The 20,213-nt window shown below is 42.0% G+C and carries 18 protein-coding genes and 2 pseudogenes; 4 read left to right on the plus strand and 16 right to left on the minus strand.

All coding sequences use genetic code 11. The features are described 5' to 3' along the window. Positions 1-635 precede the first annotated feature (635 nt). Together P7F88_RS21715 and P7F88_RS21720 are read left to right on the plus strand one after the other, a co-directional pair. On the plus strand, positions 636-1,532 hold the full coding sequence (locus tag P7F88_RS21715) for an ROK family protein (RefSeq protein WP_277828203.1): 897 nt from the start codon (positions 636-638) through the stop codon (positions 1,530-1,532). Position 1,533: 1 nt separating this feature from the next. Next, the gene (locus P7F88_RS21720) at positions 1,534-2,931 is read left to right on the plus strand and encodes a glycoside hydrolase family 1 protein (RefSeq protein ID WP_277828205.1); all 1,398 of its coding nucleotides are present in this window, start codon (positions 1,534-1,536) and stop codon (positions 2,929-2,931) included. Between the two features lie 33 nt (positions 2,932-2,964). Here the strand turns inward: P7F88_RS21720 and P7F88_RS21725 are convergent, their stop codons facing one another. The 8 genes and pseudogenes from P7F88_RS21725 to P7F88_RS21760 all read right to left on the minus strand — a co-directional run. Beyond that, positions 2,965-3,276, minus strand: coding sequence for a hypothetical protein (locus P7F88_RS21725; RefSeq protein WP_277828207.1), 312 nt, complete (start codon positions 3,274-3,276; stop codon positions 2,965-2,967). A 104-nt stretch (positions 3,277-3,380) separates the two neighbouring features. After that, positions 3,381-4,031, minus strand: coding sequence for a glutathione S-transferase family protein (locus P7F88_RS21730; RefSeq protein WP_277828209.1), 651 nt, complete (start codon positions 4,029-4,031; stop codon positions 3,381-3,383). 174 nt (positions 4,032-4,205) lie between these two features. Continuing rightward, positions 4,206-4,421: a hypothetical protein gene (locus tag P7F88_RS21735; protein WP_277828211.1), complete on the minus strand. Its 216-nt coding sequence runs from the start codon at positions 4,419-4,421 to the stop codon at positions 4,206-4,208. A gap of 185 nt (positions 4,422-4,606) precedes the next feature. Further along, the gene (locus P7F88_RS21740; protein WP_422128582.1) at positions 4,607-5,914 is read right to left on the minus strand and encodes an anaerobic sulfatase maturase; all 1,308 of its coding nucleotides are present in this window, start codon (positions 5,912-5,914) and stop codon (positions 4,607-4,609) included. 152 nt (positions 5,915-6,066) lie between these two features. Next, positions 6,067-6,969, minus strand: coding sequence for a SphA family protein (locus tag P7F88_RS21745; RefSeq protein WP_277828214.1), 903 nt, complete (start codon positions 6,967-6,969; stop codon positions 6,067-6,069). A 57-nt stretch (positions 6,970-7,026) separates the two neighbouring features. Beyond that, on the minus strand, positions 7,027-7,503 hold the full coding sequence (locus P7F88_RS21750) for a sulfatase/phosphatase domain-containing protein (RefSeq protein WP_277828216.1): 477 nt from the start codon (positions 7,501-7,503) through the stop codon (positions 7,027-7,029). Next, entirely contained in the window at positions 7,451-8,512 is a 1,062-nt protein-coding gene (locus P7F88_RS21755; RefSeq protein ID WP_277828218.1) for a sulfatase-like hydrolase/transferase, read from the minus strand. Before P7F88_RS21755 ends, P7F88_RS21750 begins: the two co-directional genes overlap by 53 nt. 245 nt (positions 8,513-8,757) lie before the next feature. Beyond that, a pseudogene (locus P7F88_RS21760) lies at positions 8,758-8,853 on the minus strand (IS5/IS1182 family transposase); the annotation flags it as partial. Between the two features lie 2 nt (positions 8,854-8,855). On the opposite strand from P7F88_RS21760, the pseudogene P7F88_RS25695 reads away from it, so the two are divergent. Then, positions 8,856-9,342: pseudogene (locus tag P7F88_RS25695) on the plus strand (GNAT family N-acetyltransferase). Positions 9,343-9,379: 37 nt separating this feature from the next. Here the strand turns inward: P7F88_RS25695 and P7F88_RS21775 are convergent. From P7F88_RS21775 to P7F88_RS21805, 7 genes are all read right to left on the minus strand, one after another. Further along, the gene (locus P7F88_RS21775) at positions 9,380-9,670 is read right to left on the minus strand and encodes a hypothetical protein (protein WP_277828224.1); all 291 of its coding nucleotides are present in this window, start codon (positions 9,668-9,670) and stop codon (positions 9,380-9,382) included. 566 nt (positions 9,671-10,236) lie between these two features. Beyond that, entirely contained in the window at positions 10,237-11,709 is a 1,473-nt protein-coding gene (gene ltrA / locus P7F88_RS21780) for a group II intron reverse transcriptase/maturase (RefSeq protein ID WP_277822935.1), read from the minus strand. Positions 11,710-12,578: 869 nt separating this feature from the next. Further along, a complete protein-coding gene (locus P7F88_RS21785; protein ID WP_277828226.1) occupies positions 12,579-13,670 on the minus strand; it encodes an alkene reductase in 1,092 nt (363 codons plus the stop codon). Between the two features lie 14 nt (positions 13,671-13,684). Next, the gene (locus tag P7F88_RS21790; protein WP_277828228.1) at positions 13,685-14,800 is read right to left on the minus strand and encodes an alkene reductase; all 1,116 of its coding nucleotides are present in this window, start codon (positions 14,798-14,800) and stop codon (positions 13,685-13,687) included. Positions 14,801-15,113: 313 nt separating this feature from the next. Next, a complete protein-coding gene (locus tag P7F88_RS21795; RefSeq protein WP_277828230.1) occupies positions 15,114-15,992 on the minus strand; it encodes a radical SAM protein in 879 nt (292 codons plus the stop codon). Positions 15,993-16,144: 152 nt separating this feature from the next. Continuing rightward, positions 16,145-16,744 (minus strand): SDR family oxidoreductase, encoded by a 600-nt coding sequence (locus P7F88_RS21800; RefSeq protein ID WP_277828232.1) that lies wholly within the window; start codon positions 16,742-16,744, stop codon positions 16,145-16,147. A gap of 83 nt (positions 16,745-16,827) precedes the next feature. Continuing rightward, positions 16,828-18,015, minus strand: a complete 1,188-nt coding sequence (locus P7F88_RS21805) for an MFS transporter (protein WP_277828234.1) — start codon at positions 18,013-18,015, stop codon at positions 16,828-16,830. A 230-nt stretch (positions 18,016-18,245) separates the two neighbouring features. Here P7F88_RS21805 and P7F88_RS21810 point away from each other — a divergent pair, with 230 nt between their 5' ends. Beyond that, the gene (locus P7F88_RS21810; RefSeq protein ID WP_277828236.1) at positions 18,246-19,133 is read left to right on the plus strand and encodes a LysR family transcriptional regulator; all 888 of its coding nucleotides are present in this window, start codon (positions 18,246-18,248) and stop codon (positions 19,131-19,133) included. Here the strand turns inward: P7F88_RS21810 and P7F88_RS21815 are convergent. After that, on the minus strand, positions 19,128-20,057 hold the full coding sequence (locus P7F88_RS21815; RefSeq protein ID WP_277828238.1) for a patatin-like phospholipase family protein: 930 nt from the start codon (positions 20,055-20,057) through the stop codon (positions 19,128-19,130). The genes P7F88_RS21810 and P7F88_RS21815 overlap by 6 nt on opposite strands. Positions 20,058-20,213: the final 156 nt, after the last annotated feature.

Raw genomic sequence — 20,213 nt, forward strand, 5'->3', positions numbered from 1 at the left:
CGAGATCTCTCACAAAAGTGTAAGTTAATCTAGTTTCTTTGCATAAGAATTCATTACAGAAACGCAATAATATGAATAAATATCAATAACTTAAGATACTCTCTTAATATTTACACCAGAGTAATCCTTCTCACCTACCTTGCCGAAATCGCCTGTGTGAGTAATATTTATAGTGTCAGCAGGACGCAGACACAGGAAAAGGAAAACACCACGGAAAGGTTATCTTCAGGAAGAAGAATCGGTTATTCAGGATGAATGATCGGCAAGGAAAGCAAACTGGACACCTCAGGAAGAGGCAGGGACTGAACATCAGGATGATGTAAAGGACACCACTCAGGAAGTAAGTGATGTGAGCTAACGAGGATTGTTAGCTGATCAGGATAAGATCAAGGACACCGCTAGGAAGGCGACGAAAGGATTAAGCTGAAGGAAATCAGCGCACTATCATGGATTAGATGCATGGAGCACTTTTAGTAGCCGGATTGCTGCGAGTAAGACTATAGCCCCGATACGCGAGTATCGGGGCTTTTCTTTTATTAACCACTCTTTTGCTAACCACCCCAAAGTTCGCTCCTACTTAAATCGTTATACTTTTTACTGAACGTACAATCATAACGGTTAAGGCGGAATTGAAATTGAACTATCTAGTTTTAGATTTTGGCGGCAGCTCAGTGAAGTGTGCCGTTATGACTGAAAACGCGGATATCCTTGAGCAATTTAGCGTTGAGAGCCAGGCGAGTTCATATACAGAGTGGATTGAACGGTTCTCTCCGGTATTTGATGCATACAACACAAAATACAATGTTTCAGGAATCGCCATCAGTACATGTGGCGCAGTCGACGTTGATTCAGGGATCATACATGGCTCAAGCTCACTCCCCTATATCCATGATATTGATGTTAGATCTCTTTTTCAGAACAGATTTAACCTGCCTATAGAGCTTGAAAATGATGCATGTTGTGCCGCGTTGGCCGAATCCTGGCTCGGAGCAGGCCGAGAATCTAAACATTTTTGTACTCTTGTCATCGGCTCTGGAATTGGTGGAGCTATCGTAACAAACAAGCAAGTTGAAAAAGGCCATAACCTTCATGGTGGAGAATTTGGTTTTATGCTTGCCGAATATCAGGATGGTAAACCGATTATATTCGGAGAAGTCGCCTCTACCAGAGCTTTGGTTCAGAAGGTTTCACATGCCCTATCTATACCCTCAGACCAGCTAAATGGTATTGCTGTTTTTGATATGTATTCTGACGACCACACTACTGTATCTCCCATCGTGGAAGAGTGGTTCCGGTACCTGGCTGATTGTATCTACAATATTCAATACTCCGTCGACCCCGAGCTTATCCTGATTGGCGGCGCAGTAAGCAAACAACCATGTTTTATATCAAAGTTAAACGAAAAGTTAGATGCATTGATGTTAGCTCTTCCTATTTCGAGAGTACGACCAGTGATAAACATTGCTAAATATGGCAACGATGCAAACCTAATTGGCGCACTGAAACACTTTTTAAACAGACAGGGAAAGTAAAATGACAACCTATACGTTTCCGGAGAACTTCCTATGGGGCGCCGCCGCGTCAGGAACCCAGACTGAAGGCGCAACAAACAAAGCCAACGAGTCTATTTGGGACTTATGGCACCGCCTTTCACCAGATCGGTTTTATAACGGTATTGGTTCTCAGCTAGTAAACGATACTTACAGCCGATACAAAGAAGACGTGCAGTTAATGAAGCAGCTTGGCTTTAACTCTTTTCGCACCTCTTTTCAGTGGTCACGTCTTATAAAGGATTTTGAAACCGCTGAGGTTTGCCCGGATGCCGTTGAGTTTTACAACAACTATCTTGATGAGATGATCGCCAATGGTATCGAGCCAATGATCAACCTTTATCACTTCGATATGCCAGCAGAACTTCAAGAGAAGTACGGTGGGTTCGAATCAAAGAAAGTCGTTGATCTATATGTGAAGTACGCTGTCAAAGCATTTGAACTATTTGGTCACAAAGTTAAATACTGGATCACCTTTAATGAACCCATTGTTCCGGTTGAAGGTGGCTATCTGTACGATTTCCACTACCCATGCAAAAAGGACGGTAAGCTCGCCGTTCAAGTTGGCTACAACATCATTCTGGCACACGCAAAGGCGGTACACGCATTCCATAAACTGGCACTGAAAGACTCGAAAATCGGTATCGTTCTGAATCTGACTCCATCTTACACTCGTAGTGACAGCGAAGAAGACAATAAAGCGGCCTGGTACGCCGATTTGCTGTTTAACCGTAGCTTTCTGGATCCTATGGTGAAAAACCAAATCCCACAGGAACTTTGTGAAGTATTGAACGAACAGCGAATAATCCCTGAAACAACTGCCGAAGAAATAGAAGTTATTACTTCAGCTAAAGTTCAGTTTCTCGGCGTGAACTACTATGTTCCTCGCAGGGTTAAAGCGCGCGAAGCCAAATATGAGTTGGATTATTTCACTCCAGAAGTATATTTCGAGAACTATATAAACCCCGACGGGCGCTTTAACCCTTACCGGGATAACAACGAAATTCTGCCCAAAGCGATATACGACATCGCGATAAATGTAAAAGAGAATTACGGGAATATACCCTGGTTTTTAGCTGAAATCGGTATCGCGATGGATATCGTTTCTGAAGGTGAGCCAGATGGAAACGGGGTTATTGATGACAGTTTTCGTACTGACCTGATGAAAGAACACCTTGTACAACTACACAAAGCGATTGAAGAAGGTGCAAACTGTTTTGGAGTTCATCAGTGGACGTTTATCGACAATTGGTCGTGGATTAACTCATTTAAGCGCCGTTATGGCTTCTTCCGCCTAGATCTTGAAACCGGAAACCGAATACCGAAAAAGCATGGTCTCTGGTTTAAAGATTTGGCAAAGACTGGGACATTCCACGAATAAACTGAATTAGAATAAATAAACCACTGGCACGTTTTAGTTCAGCGTAGTTTTAACTATGTGTTTTCTTAGTTTTTTGCGCAGTTTATTCAGCGATTGTTCGAAATGCAGGCTATTTGTATTGGGGACAGTCGCTTTAAATGCTTTCCATTTTGAGTCCTGCCAGCGCTCAACGAGCCCTGTAGCCTCTTCCGCGTCCCAATGCAACATATAGCGAATTTGCCCATTAGAATACATTGAGTAGGTAGATCCACACTTGTCGGTGACAGTGTCTTCTATCAACTCATAAAAGCAATATTCATCTAACACTTCGATCAGGCCAGACTTAAACTCTTGATATGTAGTCATAGCGATTCCTCGCATACAGCATAAGCTGCATAACCTACCGTAAAAGAGCGTGATTTACAAATATCTTAGTTGGAACTAGGTATTCATAAACCACGAAAGCCTTGCTAGCCAAGCTCTTCACCAGCTTCATCTTCTTCAACAATATCGCTCTCTAAGCTCGCCTCCTTCAGCCACTGTTGCAATGAAGCACTCGCTAAGACCTTTTGTTGATATGCTCGCGCACCCTCAGATAACTCAATCCCATAGGTTAAAAAACGCAATGCGACAGGTGCGTACATCGCATCGGCTATTGACCACTCACCAAATAACCAACCATCTGGGTAGAGTTCTGCTTGCTCCGACCAAATAGTGTCGATACGCTTGATGTCTTTCAATGCGCCTTCACTCAGCTCTACCTTTCTGCGAGCTCTGATGTTCATTGGTAGCTCATTTCTTAAGTCAAAAAAGCCGGAGTGCATTTCCGCTGAAATCGCACGGGCTTTAGCCCTTTCAGCTACATCCGCTGGCCATGCATTACCTTGTAGGAGTTGTTCATTCACATATTCCAAAATCGCAAGCGAATCCCACACTGTGACGCCATTATCCGCAAGGGTTGGCACTTTAGCAGTTGGCGTTATGCCGTGTAGTGTTTGGTAAAATTCCTTGGTAAATAGCTTCAGTTTGGTTACTTCTACATCCAGGTTATATTGAGAGAAGATCAGCCACGCACGAAGTGACCAGCTTGAATAATTTTGGTTGCCAATAAACAGTTGCATTGCAGCCTCCATGCTGTTTGTGTTGTAATTACCTATGGTTGGAAAATACAATATCTGATTATTTTCCGCCAGACTAACGGATAGTTTTGATGGAATACTTCAACAAAAACGATGGATAGAACTTTGATATGGAAGATGCACCATAATCTGTTATTAATATCCCGCAATCAGCGGCTAGCAATAATCGTCACAACCAGCTAGATTTTCTCCATCCCAACACCTTTCAATATCAGCATAACCATACCGTTCTTTAGGGTGGCCGTCCTTTAGAATTCCCGATAATTCAGACTCATGCATTAGTTTGTGCTCACCATTTTCGAGAGTAACAACAAAGTTGTCTGATGTATTATCCAGCAGCATTACAGCTCGTTTTGTTAGCTGAGTTGTCAATTCATTTTCTCCAACATTTAACCTTAACCACCCAAAATGTACTTGAAATAAACAAACGAATAGAACCCTACCCATGCAAAGGGGATTCCCAAAGATTGAGGGTTGTAAAGGAGCGAATAGCCAGTTTTTCCTTCCCAGAAAAATAGAACAGGCTTAATTAAATATGGAGCTTATGACACGCTACGTTATACGGAAGCACAGCATCGTTTAAATTTTTTACCGCTACCACAAGGACAAGGTTCATTTCTTCCTACCGAGTTTGTTCTGGCTTGTATTTTTCTCTGATGGATTAAGTACATAATATCTGAGGGTGCTTGGCCTCTGTTGATGAGCTCCCGCATGATCTGCATATATTCTGAGCTATGTTTGAAAAACGCCTCATACCCTTCGCAAAAATAGTTATGCTGAGGTTCACCACTAGCCGACTTGATAAATCTATGTTTAGGGCAACCGCCATTACAAGCAAACCTAAAATCACATTTTTTACATTGAGATGTCAGCTTATCATGCTTGTCCTGCCCAAACTTAATCGCCTGGCGGCTATTATTCATCTCAGTGATTGATGTGTCATGAATATTGCCAAGTAAGTATTCAGGATAAACATAATGGTCGCAGTTGTACAAATCACCATTAGACTCCAGGGCAAAGGCATGACCACACGTAGGTGCTAAAACACAAAATCCAGCCCCTTGCCCACACCATGTAGATAGTGTGCTATCAAACATGTTGACAAAGACTCGCCCAACATCTCTTTTCACCCAGATATCAAACACACGATTGAGAAAGTCTCCATACTGTTTTGAGGGTACAGACCACTCTGTGACGTAGGAGTCTACATTCAAATTTGGATGTATTAACGTCAAGCCATCTGAGGTCGTTTCATTTCCTTTCTGCTCAACTAAAGGGATAAACTGAATATACTCAACTCCATTTGAGACCAGGTAATCATAAACAATTTCAGGGTGTTTGGCATTTTCAGCGTTAATAACCGTTAAGGTGTTAAAGTCTACTTTGTGCCTTTTTAGTAAATTTAATGCCGCATGAACTCGATCGTGAGTCGGCTTGCCTGAGCGATTAACTCGATATTTATCATGAAGGCTTTGTGGGCCATCAACAGAAAGTCCTACAAGAAACTGATGTTTTTTAAAGAACTCACACCACGCATCATTAAGTAGAATACCATTGGTTTGAAATGCGTTTTTAATTGTCTTTCCTACAGCATACTTTACTTGTAACTCAATTACTCTCTCAAAGAAATCTAACCCTAATAAAGTTGGCTCTCCACCTTGCCAAGAAAATGTCACCTCATTGATATGCTGAGCCTCTATATGTTGCTTTATATAAGCCTCTAATGTTTCATCAGACATTTTCCAGCCGTCTTTTCTTTCTGGGTAAAGATGTTCTTTTTCTAAATAAAAACAGTACTCACAATCGAGATTACAAACACTGCTCGATGGTTTTGCCATCACTCGACAACTGTTAATAACTGGCAACTGTTCTGACATGGTTATTCCTGTTGATTGGTATATCATTACATCTAATGGTGCGACAATGATTGGAAAAGTGTCGAATTATAGTAACGAAATCGGGTTGGAACTGCTCGTCCCCCTTAAAAACCTGAGACGAGCTTTAGTATAAAGAGAAGTTAGTACACAGCGGCACCAGAATAGGTGAGATTCAGACTAACCAAATCCCCCTCCATTCGCGACTTGGCACCATATTCAAGCATATAGTTAATTGCTAGATTCCAGTTTTGTGATAGCCAGTACCCAGCCTGAAAACCGATCCCATGCACTCTGGAACGATTGCCTATCTTGATTCCCCATTTATCATTAAGAGCTTGAATGCCTTCAGGTAGTTTATCGCTCTCGGTTTGCCATTGACTGTAACCTTTAATACCAATTTCAAATTTTGCCGATAAATACTGGCTATAGCCGTACTCTAAGCTAAAATGGTCGCCATGCGTAACACCGTTAGCGTTATTTTTAGTATGCCATTCATAAGTCCCTGATAGCATTAGTGCGCCAGCTTGGTCCATAAAATAGTAATAGCCAGCCAATTGTGCTTGTGTTGTCCAAAAATCCATAGCAACATCACTGTCGCCGTGAGGAAGATAAACCCCTAAACCTGCACTAATATCATATTCATCCGCTTGCCACCCAAGCCATAATGGCTGTATGAACGTATTCCCATTTCCTGACGATGTATTACTGTTAATATCTTGATGAGTATAGACTGGAGCGATATAGGCAGAATATCTGGCCCCTAATACCTCTTTGTCTGTTGTCCATAAGAAGACTGGATTTGTTGCAAAAACGGTAGTATCTACAGATAAGTCTGTATCGCCAGCATGCAATCCATCAGCCTCGTCAGCTTGGTAGAAAATGTTATACAGTTCGAACACAAAACCAGGATCTCTAGGAACAGCCATGTCTCGGATATTGGCAGCACCGGGTAAATACATTCCACCTCCAATATAACCATCTGCAAAAGCAGATGAGCTACTAAGTACATAAATTGAGAGAGCTAGCTTTATATATCTGTTCATTTTACCTGCCCTAATAGTGGTTAAAATGCAAACACTCCCTAAGTGGGAGTGTTTAATTTACTGTCTGAAATCATTTGAAGAACCTGGGGGGATATTGGGTTCTGTTTTCAACGATTCTTTATAACCACCTATGACATTTTCAACCGCAAAAGCAATCCATGTGTTATAAGGTTCTGCCGCTTGTATCTGTTCTTTCTGATCTCGAATTAAATTAACAACTTTCGGTACAGTCGAAAAGCGCTGAACTGGGGCATATTTATCCTCTGCCCAAGCAAAGTGCACTTTCCAATTACCATATTTGATTGCTCGTAAGTCATCACCAACATAAATAACAAACCCTTTACGACCAGACTCCGTCTGTTTACCAGTAAAGAAATTCGTCATATCGATGCCATCTATAATACGATCTTTGGGTATATCACCCTTAACCATTCCCATGATTGTAGGCATAACATCAACAATATGAACAATTTCATTTGATTTAACGTCTTGTGGAATTTTTCCTGGCCAACGAATGATGAAAGGCGCTCTCAACCCCCTCCATTGCCGTAAAATAAGTTCCGGCCCATGGGCCTGGACTACCATTATATTGACCAGCTCCATTATGAGGTGATTCAGGTCCATTATCTGATGCAAAAATGACGATAGTATTATCGGCTACTTTTAAGTCATCCAATTTCTGCATCATCTGACCCAAATGATGATCTATTTCCATCAATTTGTCTGTATAATCCCCATGGCCAGACTTTCCTTCAAATTCAGGGGAGGGAAGACTGGGGAAATGAGTTGAGGTTAAAGGAACGTAAGCAAAAAATGGTTTATTTTCTTTTACACTTTTTTCCATAAATGCTAATGTTTTTTCAGTCAGCCGATTATCAATGAGTTTACGCTCATTAATATCAAACGGGATATCTCTTTCAGGTGTTTTATCTCGAGTTCCTTTCATTACCCACGTTATATTATCAGGGTCAACAGCAACAACTTCTTCCCACTCTTTTTGGTGATCTTGTTGAATCCTATTTTTTTTAGATATTTCAGTGTCAGAAAGGAAAATATCATCGGTACTATTAGGAACACCATAATAATCGTCAAAACCTTGCTGAGTAGGCCAACGCCCTTCTGTTCGGCCAAGGTGCCATTTCCCATAGATCGCGGTGCTATACCCTTTATCAGAGAGGAGCTCAGCCATTGTTACTTCCCATGGCAACAAACCGTATTCTTTGACTCCAATAGGGACTGATTGTGTGCCACTCCTAACGGCTAAACGCCCCGTCATCAAAGCGGAACGACTTGGCGTGCACTGTGCTTCAGTATTAAAGTTTTGTAGCGTCATGCCTTGTTTAGCTAGAGCATTTACATTTGGGGAGGGTGCTCCACGTAAAGCTCCTCCGTTGTACGGTCCCCAATCTCCCCACCCCGTATTGTCGGTTAAGACTAACAGTACATTGGGTTGTACGTTATTGCTCTCAGCCATAGCATTAGTTGATATTGCAGACGCTCCTACTGCAAGTACAGCTGAAATGGTATAAGCCAGATATTTCATTAAACTATTCCTCTGTTATTTAGATAATTTAAACTTCGAATCAAATTTTCTAAGCATTTTAGTTTGCAACATTACATAATGGGAATCACATTAACAACATATTCTTACCATACATAATTCTAAAAAATAACTTGTTATTCAATCATTTACAAAACCCAAGGGTAGCCAAATGGTTTCGTAAAAGTGACTATGTGGCATAATTCCAACGGCAAACGGAACATCCCCAAATTGCCTAATATCCAGGCAATACACCGAGTTTTAGGCATGCCTAGTCCTGTAAGCTTATTGAGTACTTTAATCTTGGCGTAGCTCTCCCCAATTTGAGCATTGTGGTTTCTCAGAAATGAACACACCATACCAAATTCAGTACGAAGCATTTTCTAAAGCAGGAGGTCTTTACGATGAAAGACATGCAAAGCTATATGCTCAGTTTGCCGATGATCTAATAGCAGACGGCAGTTACTCAACTGTGTATAAGGGGGTTGCTCATGCTTGCTATGCGCCTATAACGATTGATAAGGCACCACATCTAAAATGCTATGTTCTAGCCCCGCTTTACCTGAGTATCAAAGAAAAGGTTACGCAACACGATTAATGGTACAGGCTAAAAAGGAGTTAGATGCCGATGTGATATTTGTAATGGGTGAACCATTCCACTATGGAAATCGTTACAACACACCACATAACGTACTACTAGTGAAAACATTAGTTCCTTTAGAGTGTTGGTTTGCTCGTGAGCTAACGTCTGGGGCTCTTGATGGTATAGGCGAATCAACAGGCCTTATGCTTCTCCTTTAATGTGGGGACATCCTAACGAGCAAGTATCTTAAATCGCGACCATCTCATAGGCTCTTACTTTGAGGTGTGTCAGTAAGGTAGGTCATCTGCTTCAATACCAACATAGTCTGGCTCTAAGTATGTCAGAAACTGAACCGCACTAATTGTACTGTGCCCTAGCATCACTGCTTTGCAAACTCTATGCATACCATCCATCACTCGCCCTTCGTGACATAAAATAATGGGATACGACAAGTCTGCATTTTGGATTAGCGATGCATGCTCTAAAACATTTTTGCACGTTGGGCGTGCTCCACCTAAATCGTACCAAAACTCTTCGTCGAGTTCTTTGATATCGGATAGCTGTATTTCTACAACCATGTTTGCATTCCGTCCGTGTTTCCATCATTCACTATGAAACTCTGAAGGTATCCCTGTTACGTGAATCGACACAGAGGCGCGGGGTAGAACTACGACAAGTTTCCGCAAACTTAGTACCACTAATTAGTACCAAACAATCAATCTTCAGGATATTGACAGGATTTAGATAGCAAAAAGCCGCTTCTATCAGGAGATAAAAGCGGCTTTTCTAAGGTGTTGTTGCAACCAAAAGACATCTACCAACCTAATTAAAAATCAACAAGTTAGCAGTTCATTAAAACTATATTGTGTCCCAAATTGAAACCATAAAGTGTCACAATCTTAATCCGGGGTTAAATTAGGCGTGGTACTGAAAGAAAATTACACCAAACTGTAGTTCTATAGCTGCTGTTAGCTAGTTAGACAGAATCGCTTGGTGATCACAAATTTAGCTCAAACGTATGTAAATCGTTTCTGTCGAGTAGACGACACTTGTTACCAAGTGCCGCCCCTCTAAGAACCGTACGTGCAACTTTCACTGCATACGGCTCAAGCCTCCACTAAGGCATCGTTTGATACCCAACAACTCATAAAGCAGTAGGAACAGGTTCGATCCAAGAGTTACGAGCTCGCCTTTTTGACTTTCGCTTAGCCAAGTATTCTTGGTACTCGGGGTCAAAAGGGGTCGCTGCACTCCTGATTTTCACATGTCGTTCGATAGGCACTTTAGCTATTTGGAACAGATTGAAATGACAGTCCATGTTCATGATTTTCTGCCAACCGTGAAATTGCCACTGGCCTTTACGATTGAGAAAGTACTTATGAACAACCCAGTCTTTGGGCTTGGTTGGATGACGTCTAACTGCCCAGTGCCATAGCGCTTGGAATAGTCTGTGGCCGATGTACCCGAATACTTGTTTGGCAACGCAATGACGATAGTAATTCGCCCATCCCCTAAGTTTTGGATTTATCAATCTGATAAGATCGTTAACAGGAATGGTTGCGTGCTTCTTGATAAGTTCACGTAGATTTCTCAAGAATAACAGCGTGTTGGATTTGCTCGGTTTGATGAGCAATTTCCCTTTGTACTTCCTGTGGTTGAAACCCAGAAAGTCAAAGCCATCATCAATATGAGTAATCTTCGTTTTCTCTTCGGATAGGGTTAACCCTCTTTCTGCCAGAAAGTCAGCAATCAACGGTTTGATGTCGTTCACTAGCACTTCCTTTGAGGCGCAGGTGACGACAAAATCGTCGGCATATCCAATAAAGTTGGCTCTTGTACCCTTTTTAAGAGCGGTAGACTTAATACGCCGTTCGAGACCAGAGAGCGTCATTAACATCAAGGTTGGGGATATAATCCCACCTTGAGGCGTGCCTTCATCAGTATCGTAAAACAGCCCTTTCTCTACAAAGCCAGACTTTAACCATTGCTCCAACATACGCTTATCAATAGCGACATTGTCCATAAGCCATTGATGCCCGATTTTGTCAAAGCAGGCTTTGATGTCACCTTCAAGAACCCATTGTGCTGACTGTTTTTGGCTCAAGCAGATAAAACACTGCCCGATTGCGTCAGCGGAGCTGCGTCTTGGTCGAAAGCCGTAGCTGTTAGGGTCGGCAAGACTTTCTGACACTGGCTCTAATGCTAATAGGTGAAGTGCTTGTTGCGCTCGGTCTATCATACATGGGATACCCAGTGGTCGAAGTTTGCCATTCTTTTTGGGGATATAGATACGCTTGAGTGGTCTGGCTTGATAAGCCTTTCGACTCAATTGATTCACTGCTTTCATGCGGCGTGCATCCGTATTCCAGATGACACCATCTATTCCAGGCGTTTTACTGCCTTTATTTTGAGATACTCGCCTAACCGCTAGGAGTTTAGCAGAGCGAGAATGAGTCAAGAGCCACTGTAAAGACTTCACCTTACGATATTTCTTTTCTCTAGTTGCTTTTGCGATACGCATTTGAAGCTTTAATACGTGCGCTTCAATGGGTTTCCAGTCGATAGACTGCCATTGGGCACCGTCAGAAGATGCACTAATCTCTTGCGAGACCACCATTTGCTTTTCCTCTTAAATAAAGTTCTTCAAATTCTCTCGCAAAGGGAGACCAGTCGGAAGTGGGCTCACTTTCGTGATCAGGGACAACCCTGTATCAACATCATTACAATGCAGCCTTTGCTTTCTCCGACCTCCTATACCTGCACCACTATCGGCCACAGCGGCTTTCCCCAAAGGGAGTGATACAGGCTTACCCTGTTCCATATGTCACGTAAAATGTCAGCTTAGATGCCCACTATAGTGCGGAGAGTACTGCGATCACGAAAGAGTACTGTCCAACTTCTTTCCGACTCTCATTGCCGTTTTGGCCACAGCGTATTAACCACTTCCGCTGCTTCATCATATAACGCGCCTTACGTGGATTCACTTACGTTCATCATACTGACACCCTAGCACTTACCCGATTTGTGGTTATCAGGAAGAACCTCCTCTCACGATTCAGTTCCCACTCGGTCTAGCGCAACCAAGTATCGTTACATTGTCGGATTCGCTGCTTTATTCAGAATCCTAGGGTCATCTGGTGATACAGATGGTTCACTCTTATCGTGGTGAACAACGCTTCATACGACTTCAGGTCGCACGGACAGTTCTGAGTTACGCGCTTTGGCCTAAATCTATCCATCAGATAACTTCTGGTATCCCAAACGCAATCAGGTATCGCTGATCGCAGTGCCTGAGATGGAATGGATAGAACGGAGAAAAACTTCCTAAACTTCCGAGAAACGTAAAATGATTAGATGTGTACTAGCCAGCCATATCTTTAGTTATTAGTTGGCAGTGCCTGTTGCTAGAGTTAGGTACAAAGCCGCAAATCAGCCAGAGCGAATAGCTCTGGCTGATTTAGATAAGCTTGTGTAACTTGGCTGAAATTACTCAGAATAGGCAGGATAGTCGATAAAACCTTTTTCATCACCACCATACAAGGTTAACCGAGCATCAGCATCAAACTCAGTAAGTGGCCAGTTGTTCTTGAAACGTTCAACCAGATCAGGATTGGTAACATATGGGGTACCAAAGGCTGCGAGGTCACAGTAACCTTTTTTAATTAGATCCTGAGCATCGTCAGCCGTCAGTTTACCTGCAATCATAATTGGATTCGGGTAGACCTTACGCACTTGCGCACGGAAGGACTCAGGAACCTCTACGTAACGGGAAATTCGCTCTGAAAAATGCACATAACCAAGATTCATTACTGCCATTTTCTCAAGGGCCTTAAGCGTCACATCCACAATTTCCGGATCTTCTTCAGTAAAACCTTCAATCACATGAGGTGATACACGAACAGCAACTTTGTCACTACCGATTTCGTCTGATATCGCCTGGAGGGTTTCCAGCATAAAGCGCATACGATTTTCCTGACTGCCACCGTATTGATCTTGGCGGTGATTGCTTTCCTGACGCATAAAGGTATCGAGCAAATAACCGTGTGCAGCATGAACCTCTACACCATCAAAACCAGCATCCACAGCATTTTTTGCAGCCTGTACAAAGTCAGCAATTGTACTTTGGATATCCTCCAGCGTCATCTCGCGTGGTGCTTCGGTTTCGATCATACCAAAGCCGCCTTCAGGAAGAGGACCAAACACCTGATCCGGAACCTTGATAGCAGAAGCAGACACTGGTTGTGCACCAGAAATAGAAGAATGGCTTCTGCGGCCAACATGCCATAACTGGATAAAGATCTTACTTCCCTTGTCATGTACCGCTTTGGTTACTTTTTTCCAGCCCTCAATATGCTCTTTAGTATAAATGCCTGGAGTCATAGAATAACCACGACCGACAGCTGAAATAGGTGCACCTTCAGTAACTATCAGCCCTGCCGTAGCTCTCTGTTGATAATAAGTAGCCATTATGTCGTTTGGCACATCACCTGGCTGAGATGTACGTGAACGAGTCATTGGCGCCATTGCAATACGATTATCAACAGCGAAATTACCGGATTTGAAAGAATCAAATAACATCTTTATGTCTCCCGTTATTTTGAATAGGTTGGCTGTTCGTTGTATGTTGGATAGTCAGTCAGGCCTTTTTCGGCACCACCAAATAGCGTGCTTGGATCGTGATCTGCTAGCGGGTAGCCATTCTGGATACGTTCTGGTAAATCCGGATTAGATACAAATGGACGGCCAAAACCGATCATATCCGCCAGCCCATCACTAATGGCTTGTTCAGCTTTTTCACCGTTGTAACGACCTGCATAGATAAGGACACCCTCGTAAGTATCGCGAAGAGCCTGTTTAAATGAAATAGGTGTGTCCGGTGCATCATCCCAGTCAACTTCAGCAATGTGCAGGTAAACGATATTGTGTTTATTCAATAATGCAGCTGCTGCGGTATATGTTTCGATAGGATTGGCATCCACTGTACCATTAAGAGTTGTTAGCGGAGCCAAGCGAACACCGACTCGATCAGCGCCAATTGCATCCACCATGGCTGCTACCACTTCATCAAGGAAACGCAGTCTGTTTTTCAGAATACCGCCATATTCATCCGTACGATTGTTCGCTTCAGAATCAATAAACTGATTAATCAGATAACCGTTAGCCGCATGAAGCTCAATACCGTCGAAACCTGCTTCAACAGCATTAAGTGCCGCCTGGCGATAATCCGCTACAACCTGCTTAATGTCTTCGGTAGTCATTGCTCGAGGCTCAACCACATCAACAAAACCTGGCTCATCGGTGCCATTATCAAGAAAAACCTTAACATTTTCGGCTTTGATAGCAGATGAAGAGACTGGTTGCTGACCGCCAATATTTTCCGGATGAGTCACTCGACCCACGTGCCATAACTGGGCAAAAATAGCGCCACCTTCTGCGTGAACTGCATCTGTTACTTTTTTCCAGCCTGCTATCTGCTCAGCAGTATAGATACCCGGAGTCCATGCATAGCCTTTAGCGGTTGCTGAAATCTGCGTGCCTTCGGATACGATTAAACCAGCCGTTGCGCGTTGAGCATAATAAGTTGCCATCAGATCATTGGCTACATCACCAGGCTGACTCGCACGAGAGCGAGTCATTGGTGGCATAACAATACGGTTTTGAAGGGTAATTTTTCCAAGCTTCATAGGCTGGAACAGAGGTGTGGTCATAATAAATGCCTTTTAATGTAAGTTAACTACATAATATCAAGATGTTTAACAGGCATTTAGAGCAAAAATTACAATTCAATTTTGTTGTAACTACAAAAATAGATCGGAACGCTCAGTAGTAGATTTGAAATACGAATATATCAGTATATCGTTCAAATGTTCTGCATCATCATTTCCCCAATCAAAGTAAATATCCTTCATGTCCAAGCTTACGTTAATGAACATAAGTATTACTCCACAAATCAATGAAATAATAGAGCATGAAATGATTAGTCCTGGCAAATTCATTTTGTTTCCTAATCTCGAAGAGTAGTTAAAGTACAGTTCTTACTTTTATACTGTTCAGGTTTCCATCAATATCATTGGTGATAGTATTTTTAATGGCACTAATCATTTCATTTTTGTTTTCTGGAATTCTGCCAATAAGTGGCACTGTATTTGTCGGATGTGTTCCGAAGAAACCGACATCATCAAGATTGATATTTTCGATTAACTCCATCTCTTCTTCCAGTTTTTCCAGTTCAGTGGCTTCAGTAAATAACCCCTGTTCACGCTCTTGCCATAGTTCAGTGCCTTCAAACACACCCAAAGTACTGAATGCGATTATTACTGGCTGAGTCTTGTTAATAAATTCTGCTGTTACTCTGGCATTCTTTATACCTTTACCTGCCCCAGCAACACCAATCATAAGAAGGGTAATATGATTCATCCCAATACGATTTAACCGTTGAAGTTGAGAATAAGCTTCTTCTCTGGTATGGCCTTTATTTATTTTATCCAGTACCTCATCCCAACCACTTTCAATGCCTATATATAGGTCATTAATTCCGGCATCCCTTAGCAACTTTAGGTCTTCATCTGACTTAGACTTGATATTATCGATAGAGGCATACATCGTTATTGTTTTACATTCCGGTGCATGTTTTCTTATCAAGGATGCAATATCGAGTAGCTTATTAGCTCTTAAAACAAACGCATCACCATTGACCAGAAACATTCTGGGGATATAGCCATACATCCGTTTAAGCTCAATAATATCTTGTTCAATCTGCCCATTATTTTCTGCTGAAAACTGAACCTCTTTATACATATTGCAATATGTACACTTATTGTGAGCACATCCGACAGTCACTTGTAAAAGCGGAGTTTGGCCTTCAAGTGGCGGGCGATATACGGGACCGGTATACTTCATATTATTGTTCCATAGGTTATAGTGCCATTTATTCTCTAAATGCAGTTTTTTAAATTTGGCTTACCAGGGGAGTTGTTTGCCTTCGTAAGTCAGAAAAGAGCCTGAATTATCCAGCCTATAATCATTAATCAACCGAATCATTCCTTTGATACTTACTTCAGGTGTGATTTTGGCATCATTCCCCCCATACTGGTTTTTACCCAGCCAGGGTGAATAGCCAAGGCTTTAATTTTTAGTTCCGAAAGATCAGATGCTAACGTTTTAATTGTTTGATTTAGCGCGGCCTTTGATGTTCTATAACCAAGTCTCCCTCCTGAATGGTTGTCATCGATACTGGACAGGATTGAGGTAAGCCCTGCAATAGTCTTGTATGTACCAATTAGCAGGTTTGATAATAAAGCCTGAGTAATTAGAACTGGTGAGACGGTGTTTACCATAAATACATCTTGTAAGTTTTTCTGTGTCAAACTCCCCAGCTCTTCACACGTAGCACCATCAACGCCAGCGTTGTGAATCAATACATCTATCGGTTTACCGCTAAACTTGCTGGTGAGTGAGTGGATTTGCTTTTCGTCACTGACATCTAGCTGATGTAGAGTGATATTAGGATAATGTTCACTAAGCTTAACCAGTTCTTTAGCTGATTTATGATTACGGAAACATGCAATTATATTCCAGGACATATGTGCATATTGCTTCACGAATTCAAATCCAATGCCGCGATTAGCTCCGGTAATAAATAAAGTTGGCACTTTGAACTCCATGGGTTCTAACAGGAAAGAAAGGTAGCCCAATTATAGGGCTACCCAAGTAATAAAATTGAAGTTGTTGCGTCCTACCAACTCATGGCAGGTGCGGCAACAGGAGTGCGACTATCCAACCTTGCACTCAAACGAGTAAGCAGAAGAGCAACAAAAACAACTACAGCACCAATCCATGGCGTGTGCATTAGACCAGCCTGTTCGACTACCAGACCACCACCCCATGAGCCCAAAGCAATACCAACGTTGAATGCAGCAATGTTCAGCCCAGAAGCAACATCAACAGCGTCAGGAGCGTATTTTTCTGCTAGTTTCACAACGTAAACCTGCAAACCAGGTACGTTACCGAAAGCGAAGGCCCCCCAAATAAGGATGGTTGCTACAGCAGTAAACTTGTTTACTGCCGCTACATTGAAAATCAATAGAATTGCAGTCAAAGCAAGGAAGATAAAAGTCAGTGCTTTTGTTGGTCCCATCTTGTCAGCCATCTTGCCACCCCAGATATTACCTACAGCAACAGATACACCGTAAACAAGCATGATTAGGCCAATCGCACTTGACTCAAAGCCTGTTACATTTTCAAGGATTGGAGCCAGATAAGTAAACGCCGTAAATGTACCGCCGTAACCTAAAGCTGTGATTGCATAAACGAGCAGAAGGCGTGGTTTAGTCAATACTTTAAGCTGGGAAGAAAGTTTGGTCGCAGGTGGCTGCTTCAGGTTGCCAGGTACCAGAAAAGCACTACCAATAAGAGCAATCAGGCCCAGTAAAGCAACGATAAGAAAAGTGGCCTGCCAGCCAAATGACTGACCAATCCAAGTACCTAAAGGAACACCGGTTACCAGAGCAACAGTCAGGCCAGTAAACATAATTGCGATGGCACTTGCTGCTTTATCTTTAGAGACCAGGCCGGTGGCAATAGTGGAGCCAATAGAAAAGAACACACCATGAGCCAGTCCCGTTAATATGCGGGCAGTAACCAGTGTACTGTACCCAGGTGCCTGCCAGGCAAGCAAGTTACCCAGAACAAAAAGGGCCATAACGGCAAGAAGTACGGTTTTTCGTTTCCAGTTTCCTGTTAGTGCCGTTAATACCGGCGCACCAACTGCAACACCTAATGCATAAAGACTCACTAAAAGCCCCGCAGAAGGCAGAGATACATTAAGGTCTGTTGCCATTGTTGGGATCAAACCAACAATAACAAATTCAGTCGTACCGATTGCAAAGGCGCTGAGCGTCAGTGCAAATAGTGCTATAGGCATATAATCCTCTCAAAAATACTGATATGTTTTTAGTTCGAGGGCTATTATTCACAAAAAAATAAAAGGCAAAAACAGCCATTTTTACAAATGACTTTTGTAAAAATAATTAATTTCATCCAAGGGATTTTTGCAAAATTTACAATATTCTTTTGTAAAATTTACGGTACTTAACTTATCTGTCCAAATGTTACTATTGTTGAAATATTAAACAGAATGTTTTTGTAAGGAAGTTGAGATGCAGACTCGATCTCGATGAGCTGGAAATCCTTGTTGCGGTAGTTGATCACGGGAGCTTTTCTGCTGCTGCGGCAGCGATGAATATCCAGGTCGCAAAGGTATCACGAGTCATCAACAAAATTGAACAAAAGCTTGGTGTGACCTTGCTAAATAGGACTACAAGGCGACTTCAACTGACAGATGAAGGCCATTACTTTGTAGGCTCTATTAGAAAATTCCTATTAGAAATCGAGCAAACCGAAGAGTCTCTACTTACCCGTGGAGATACCCCAAAAGGTAAGTTAAGAATTGATGCGGCAAGCCCCTTTATTATCCATCAAATTATACCTCTGGTAGACAAGTTCAAACGAGAGTACCCGCAGATTACATTGGAGCTTACCTCTCATGAAGAGTTCGTTGATTTACTTGAAAACAAGACTGATATTGCTATTAGAATTGGTAAGATGCCTGATTCCACTTTGAGTGCGAGAAGTTTAGGGAAAAGCCCGCTTCATATTGTAGCGTCTCCGGACTATCTGGCAAAAAATGGGATACCTAAATCAGTTAAAGACCTAAGTACGCATACAATCATCGGATTTAGTGGGCCAAAGGTTTTGAATCAATGGGGGCTAAAAGAGTGCAATTATGTAGATCCTTCTATATCTGCGAGCAACGGAGAAGCTGTTCGTAAATTGGCTCTAACAAGTATTGGGATTGCGTGTTTATCAAATTTCATGGTTCACAAAGATATTGAGCAAGGATCTTTGGTGCCACTTTTAGTCAATGAGCGGACTCCTGTGCCTGATCGAGAGCAAATTAGCGCGGTTTTTTATAAATCCTCCTCAGTTGCATGTAGAGTGTCCGTTTTCATAGATTTTCTCAGAAAAAATATCAGCTTATAGCCGTATATTTTGTTGTGAAAAATTATTAGTCAAGATGGGTAATGGGCTGCCTTCATGACATAATTGATGCGTGTTTTGGCGCAGTGCTTTTTTGGCTTCTTTAAGACCCATGATATATCCCTCTTCCAGCTTATCGATATTCATCGTTAAGCGGCTTACAGCAAACTCTTCAGGTGGAGAAATCACTGTGACATGAACATCTTCGGGTGGATTAATAAGAAACTCGATAGCCTCATTATAAGAATGATAGCGGTTAAGCACTGTATCCGCTAACTCCTTATTCTGTCGGAATAAAGAACGTACAACCCAGGGGGCTTTAGAAGGCTTCATACAATACCCCCAATGTCTGGACAATATAACCGTGATGTCTCTAGCCCCCATCTCATAAGCTTTTTTCACCGGAATCGAATCAGCTAAGCCACCATCAGCGACGAGTTGTTGATTTATCTTATGACAATCTTTGAACAACACTGGTAGAGAACTGGTAGCAATAAGTAAGTCTTTAATATTTGTTGGTGTTGCCTTTACGTACATAGGCATACCCGTGAATACGGAAGTTGCAACAGCATAAAACTCGGTCTCATTGTTAAACAGAGCTTCTTTATTTAAAGGAGTATGTGTTTCACTAATATTCCACAACCAATTCAGGTTCATAGCACTTTGATTTTTTAACAATTTTGAGAATTTTAAAAAGTCAGGCCGTCTACAAAAATTGGTTATGACCTCATATGCCCGGCCTCTTTGACCCGCCAACCAAGAAGCAAGGTTTAATGCTCCAGCTGAAACGCCAATAGCCATATCAAATTTGGTATGATCAGAATCCATAAAATAGTCCAGTACACCGGCAGCAAAGATCCCCCTCATAGCACCACCTTCCACAACTAAAGCTGAAGTTCGATCAGTATTGATTTTCTTTGTATTCATATCGTTTTCTTTTAAAAAATTCTTCTTAAGAAGAAACAAGTTTTAGCCATTAATTCCTATGTGAGATTACTGAAAATGACCAATTTCACGCTTCTCTTATATCCCCTAAAAAAAGAGGTGACACAAGGTCACCTGTAGAAAGTTAGTGACAAGGAA

The organism is Vibrio hannami (assembly GCF_029589055.1).
Lineage (GTDB): Bacteria > Pseudomonadota > Gammaproteobacteria > Enterobacterales > Vibrionaceae > Vibrio > Vibrio hannami.

Coding starts and splice junctions, on each gene's coding strand:
- P7F88_RS21720 (WP_277828205.1), top strand. CDS start 1,534: ATGACAACCTATACGTTTCCGGAGAACTTCCTATGGGGCGCCGCCGCG.
- P7F88_RS21725 (WP_277828207.1), bottom strand. CDS start 3,276: ATGACTACATATCAAGAGTTTAAGTCTGGCCTGATCGAAGTGTTAGAT.
- P7F88_RS21730 (WP_277828209.1), bottom strand. CDS start 4,031: ATGCAACTGTTTATTGGCAACCAAAATTATTCAAGCTGGTCACTTCGT.
- P7F88_RS21745 (WP_277828214.1), bottom strand. CDS start 6,969: ATGAACAGATATATAAAGCTAGCTCTCTCAATTTATGTACTTAGTAGC.
- P7F88_RS21755 (WP_277828218.1), bottom strand. CDS start 8,512: ATGAAATATCTGGCTTATACCATTTCAGCTGTACTTGCAGTAGGAGCG.
- P7F88_RS21775 (WP_277828224.1), bottom strand. CDS start 9,670: ATGGTTGTAGAAATACAGCTATCCGATATCAAAGAACTCGACGAAGAG.
- ltrA (WP_277822935.1), bottom strand. CDS start 11,709: ATGGTGGTCTCGCAAGAGATTAGTGCATCTTCTGACGGTGCCCAATGG.
- P7F88_RS21785 (WP_277828226.1), bottom strand. CDS start 13,670: ATGTTATTTGATTCTTTCAAATCCGGTAATTTCGCTGTTGATAATCGT.
- P7F88_RS21790 (WP_277828228.1), bottom strand. CDS start 14,800: ATGACCACACCTCTGTTCCAGCCTATGAAGCTTGGAAAAATTACCCTT.
- P7F88_RS21795 (WP_277828230.1), bottom strand. CDS start 15,992: ATGAAGTATACCGGTCCCGTATATCGCCCGCCACTTGAAGGCCAAACT.
- P7F88_RS21805 (WP_277828234.1), bottom strand. CDS start 18,015: ATGCCTATAGCACTATTTGCACTGACGCTCAGCGCCTTTGCAATCGGT.
- P7F88_RS21815 (WP_277828238.1), bottom strand. CDS start 20,057: ATGAATACAAAGAAAATCAATACTGATCGAACTTCAGCTTTAGTTGTG.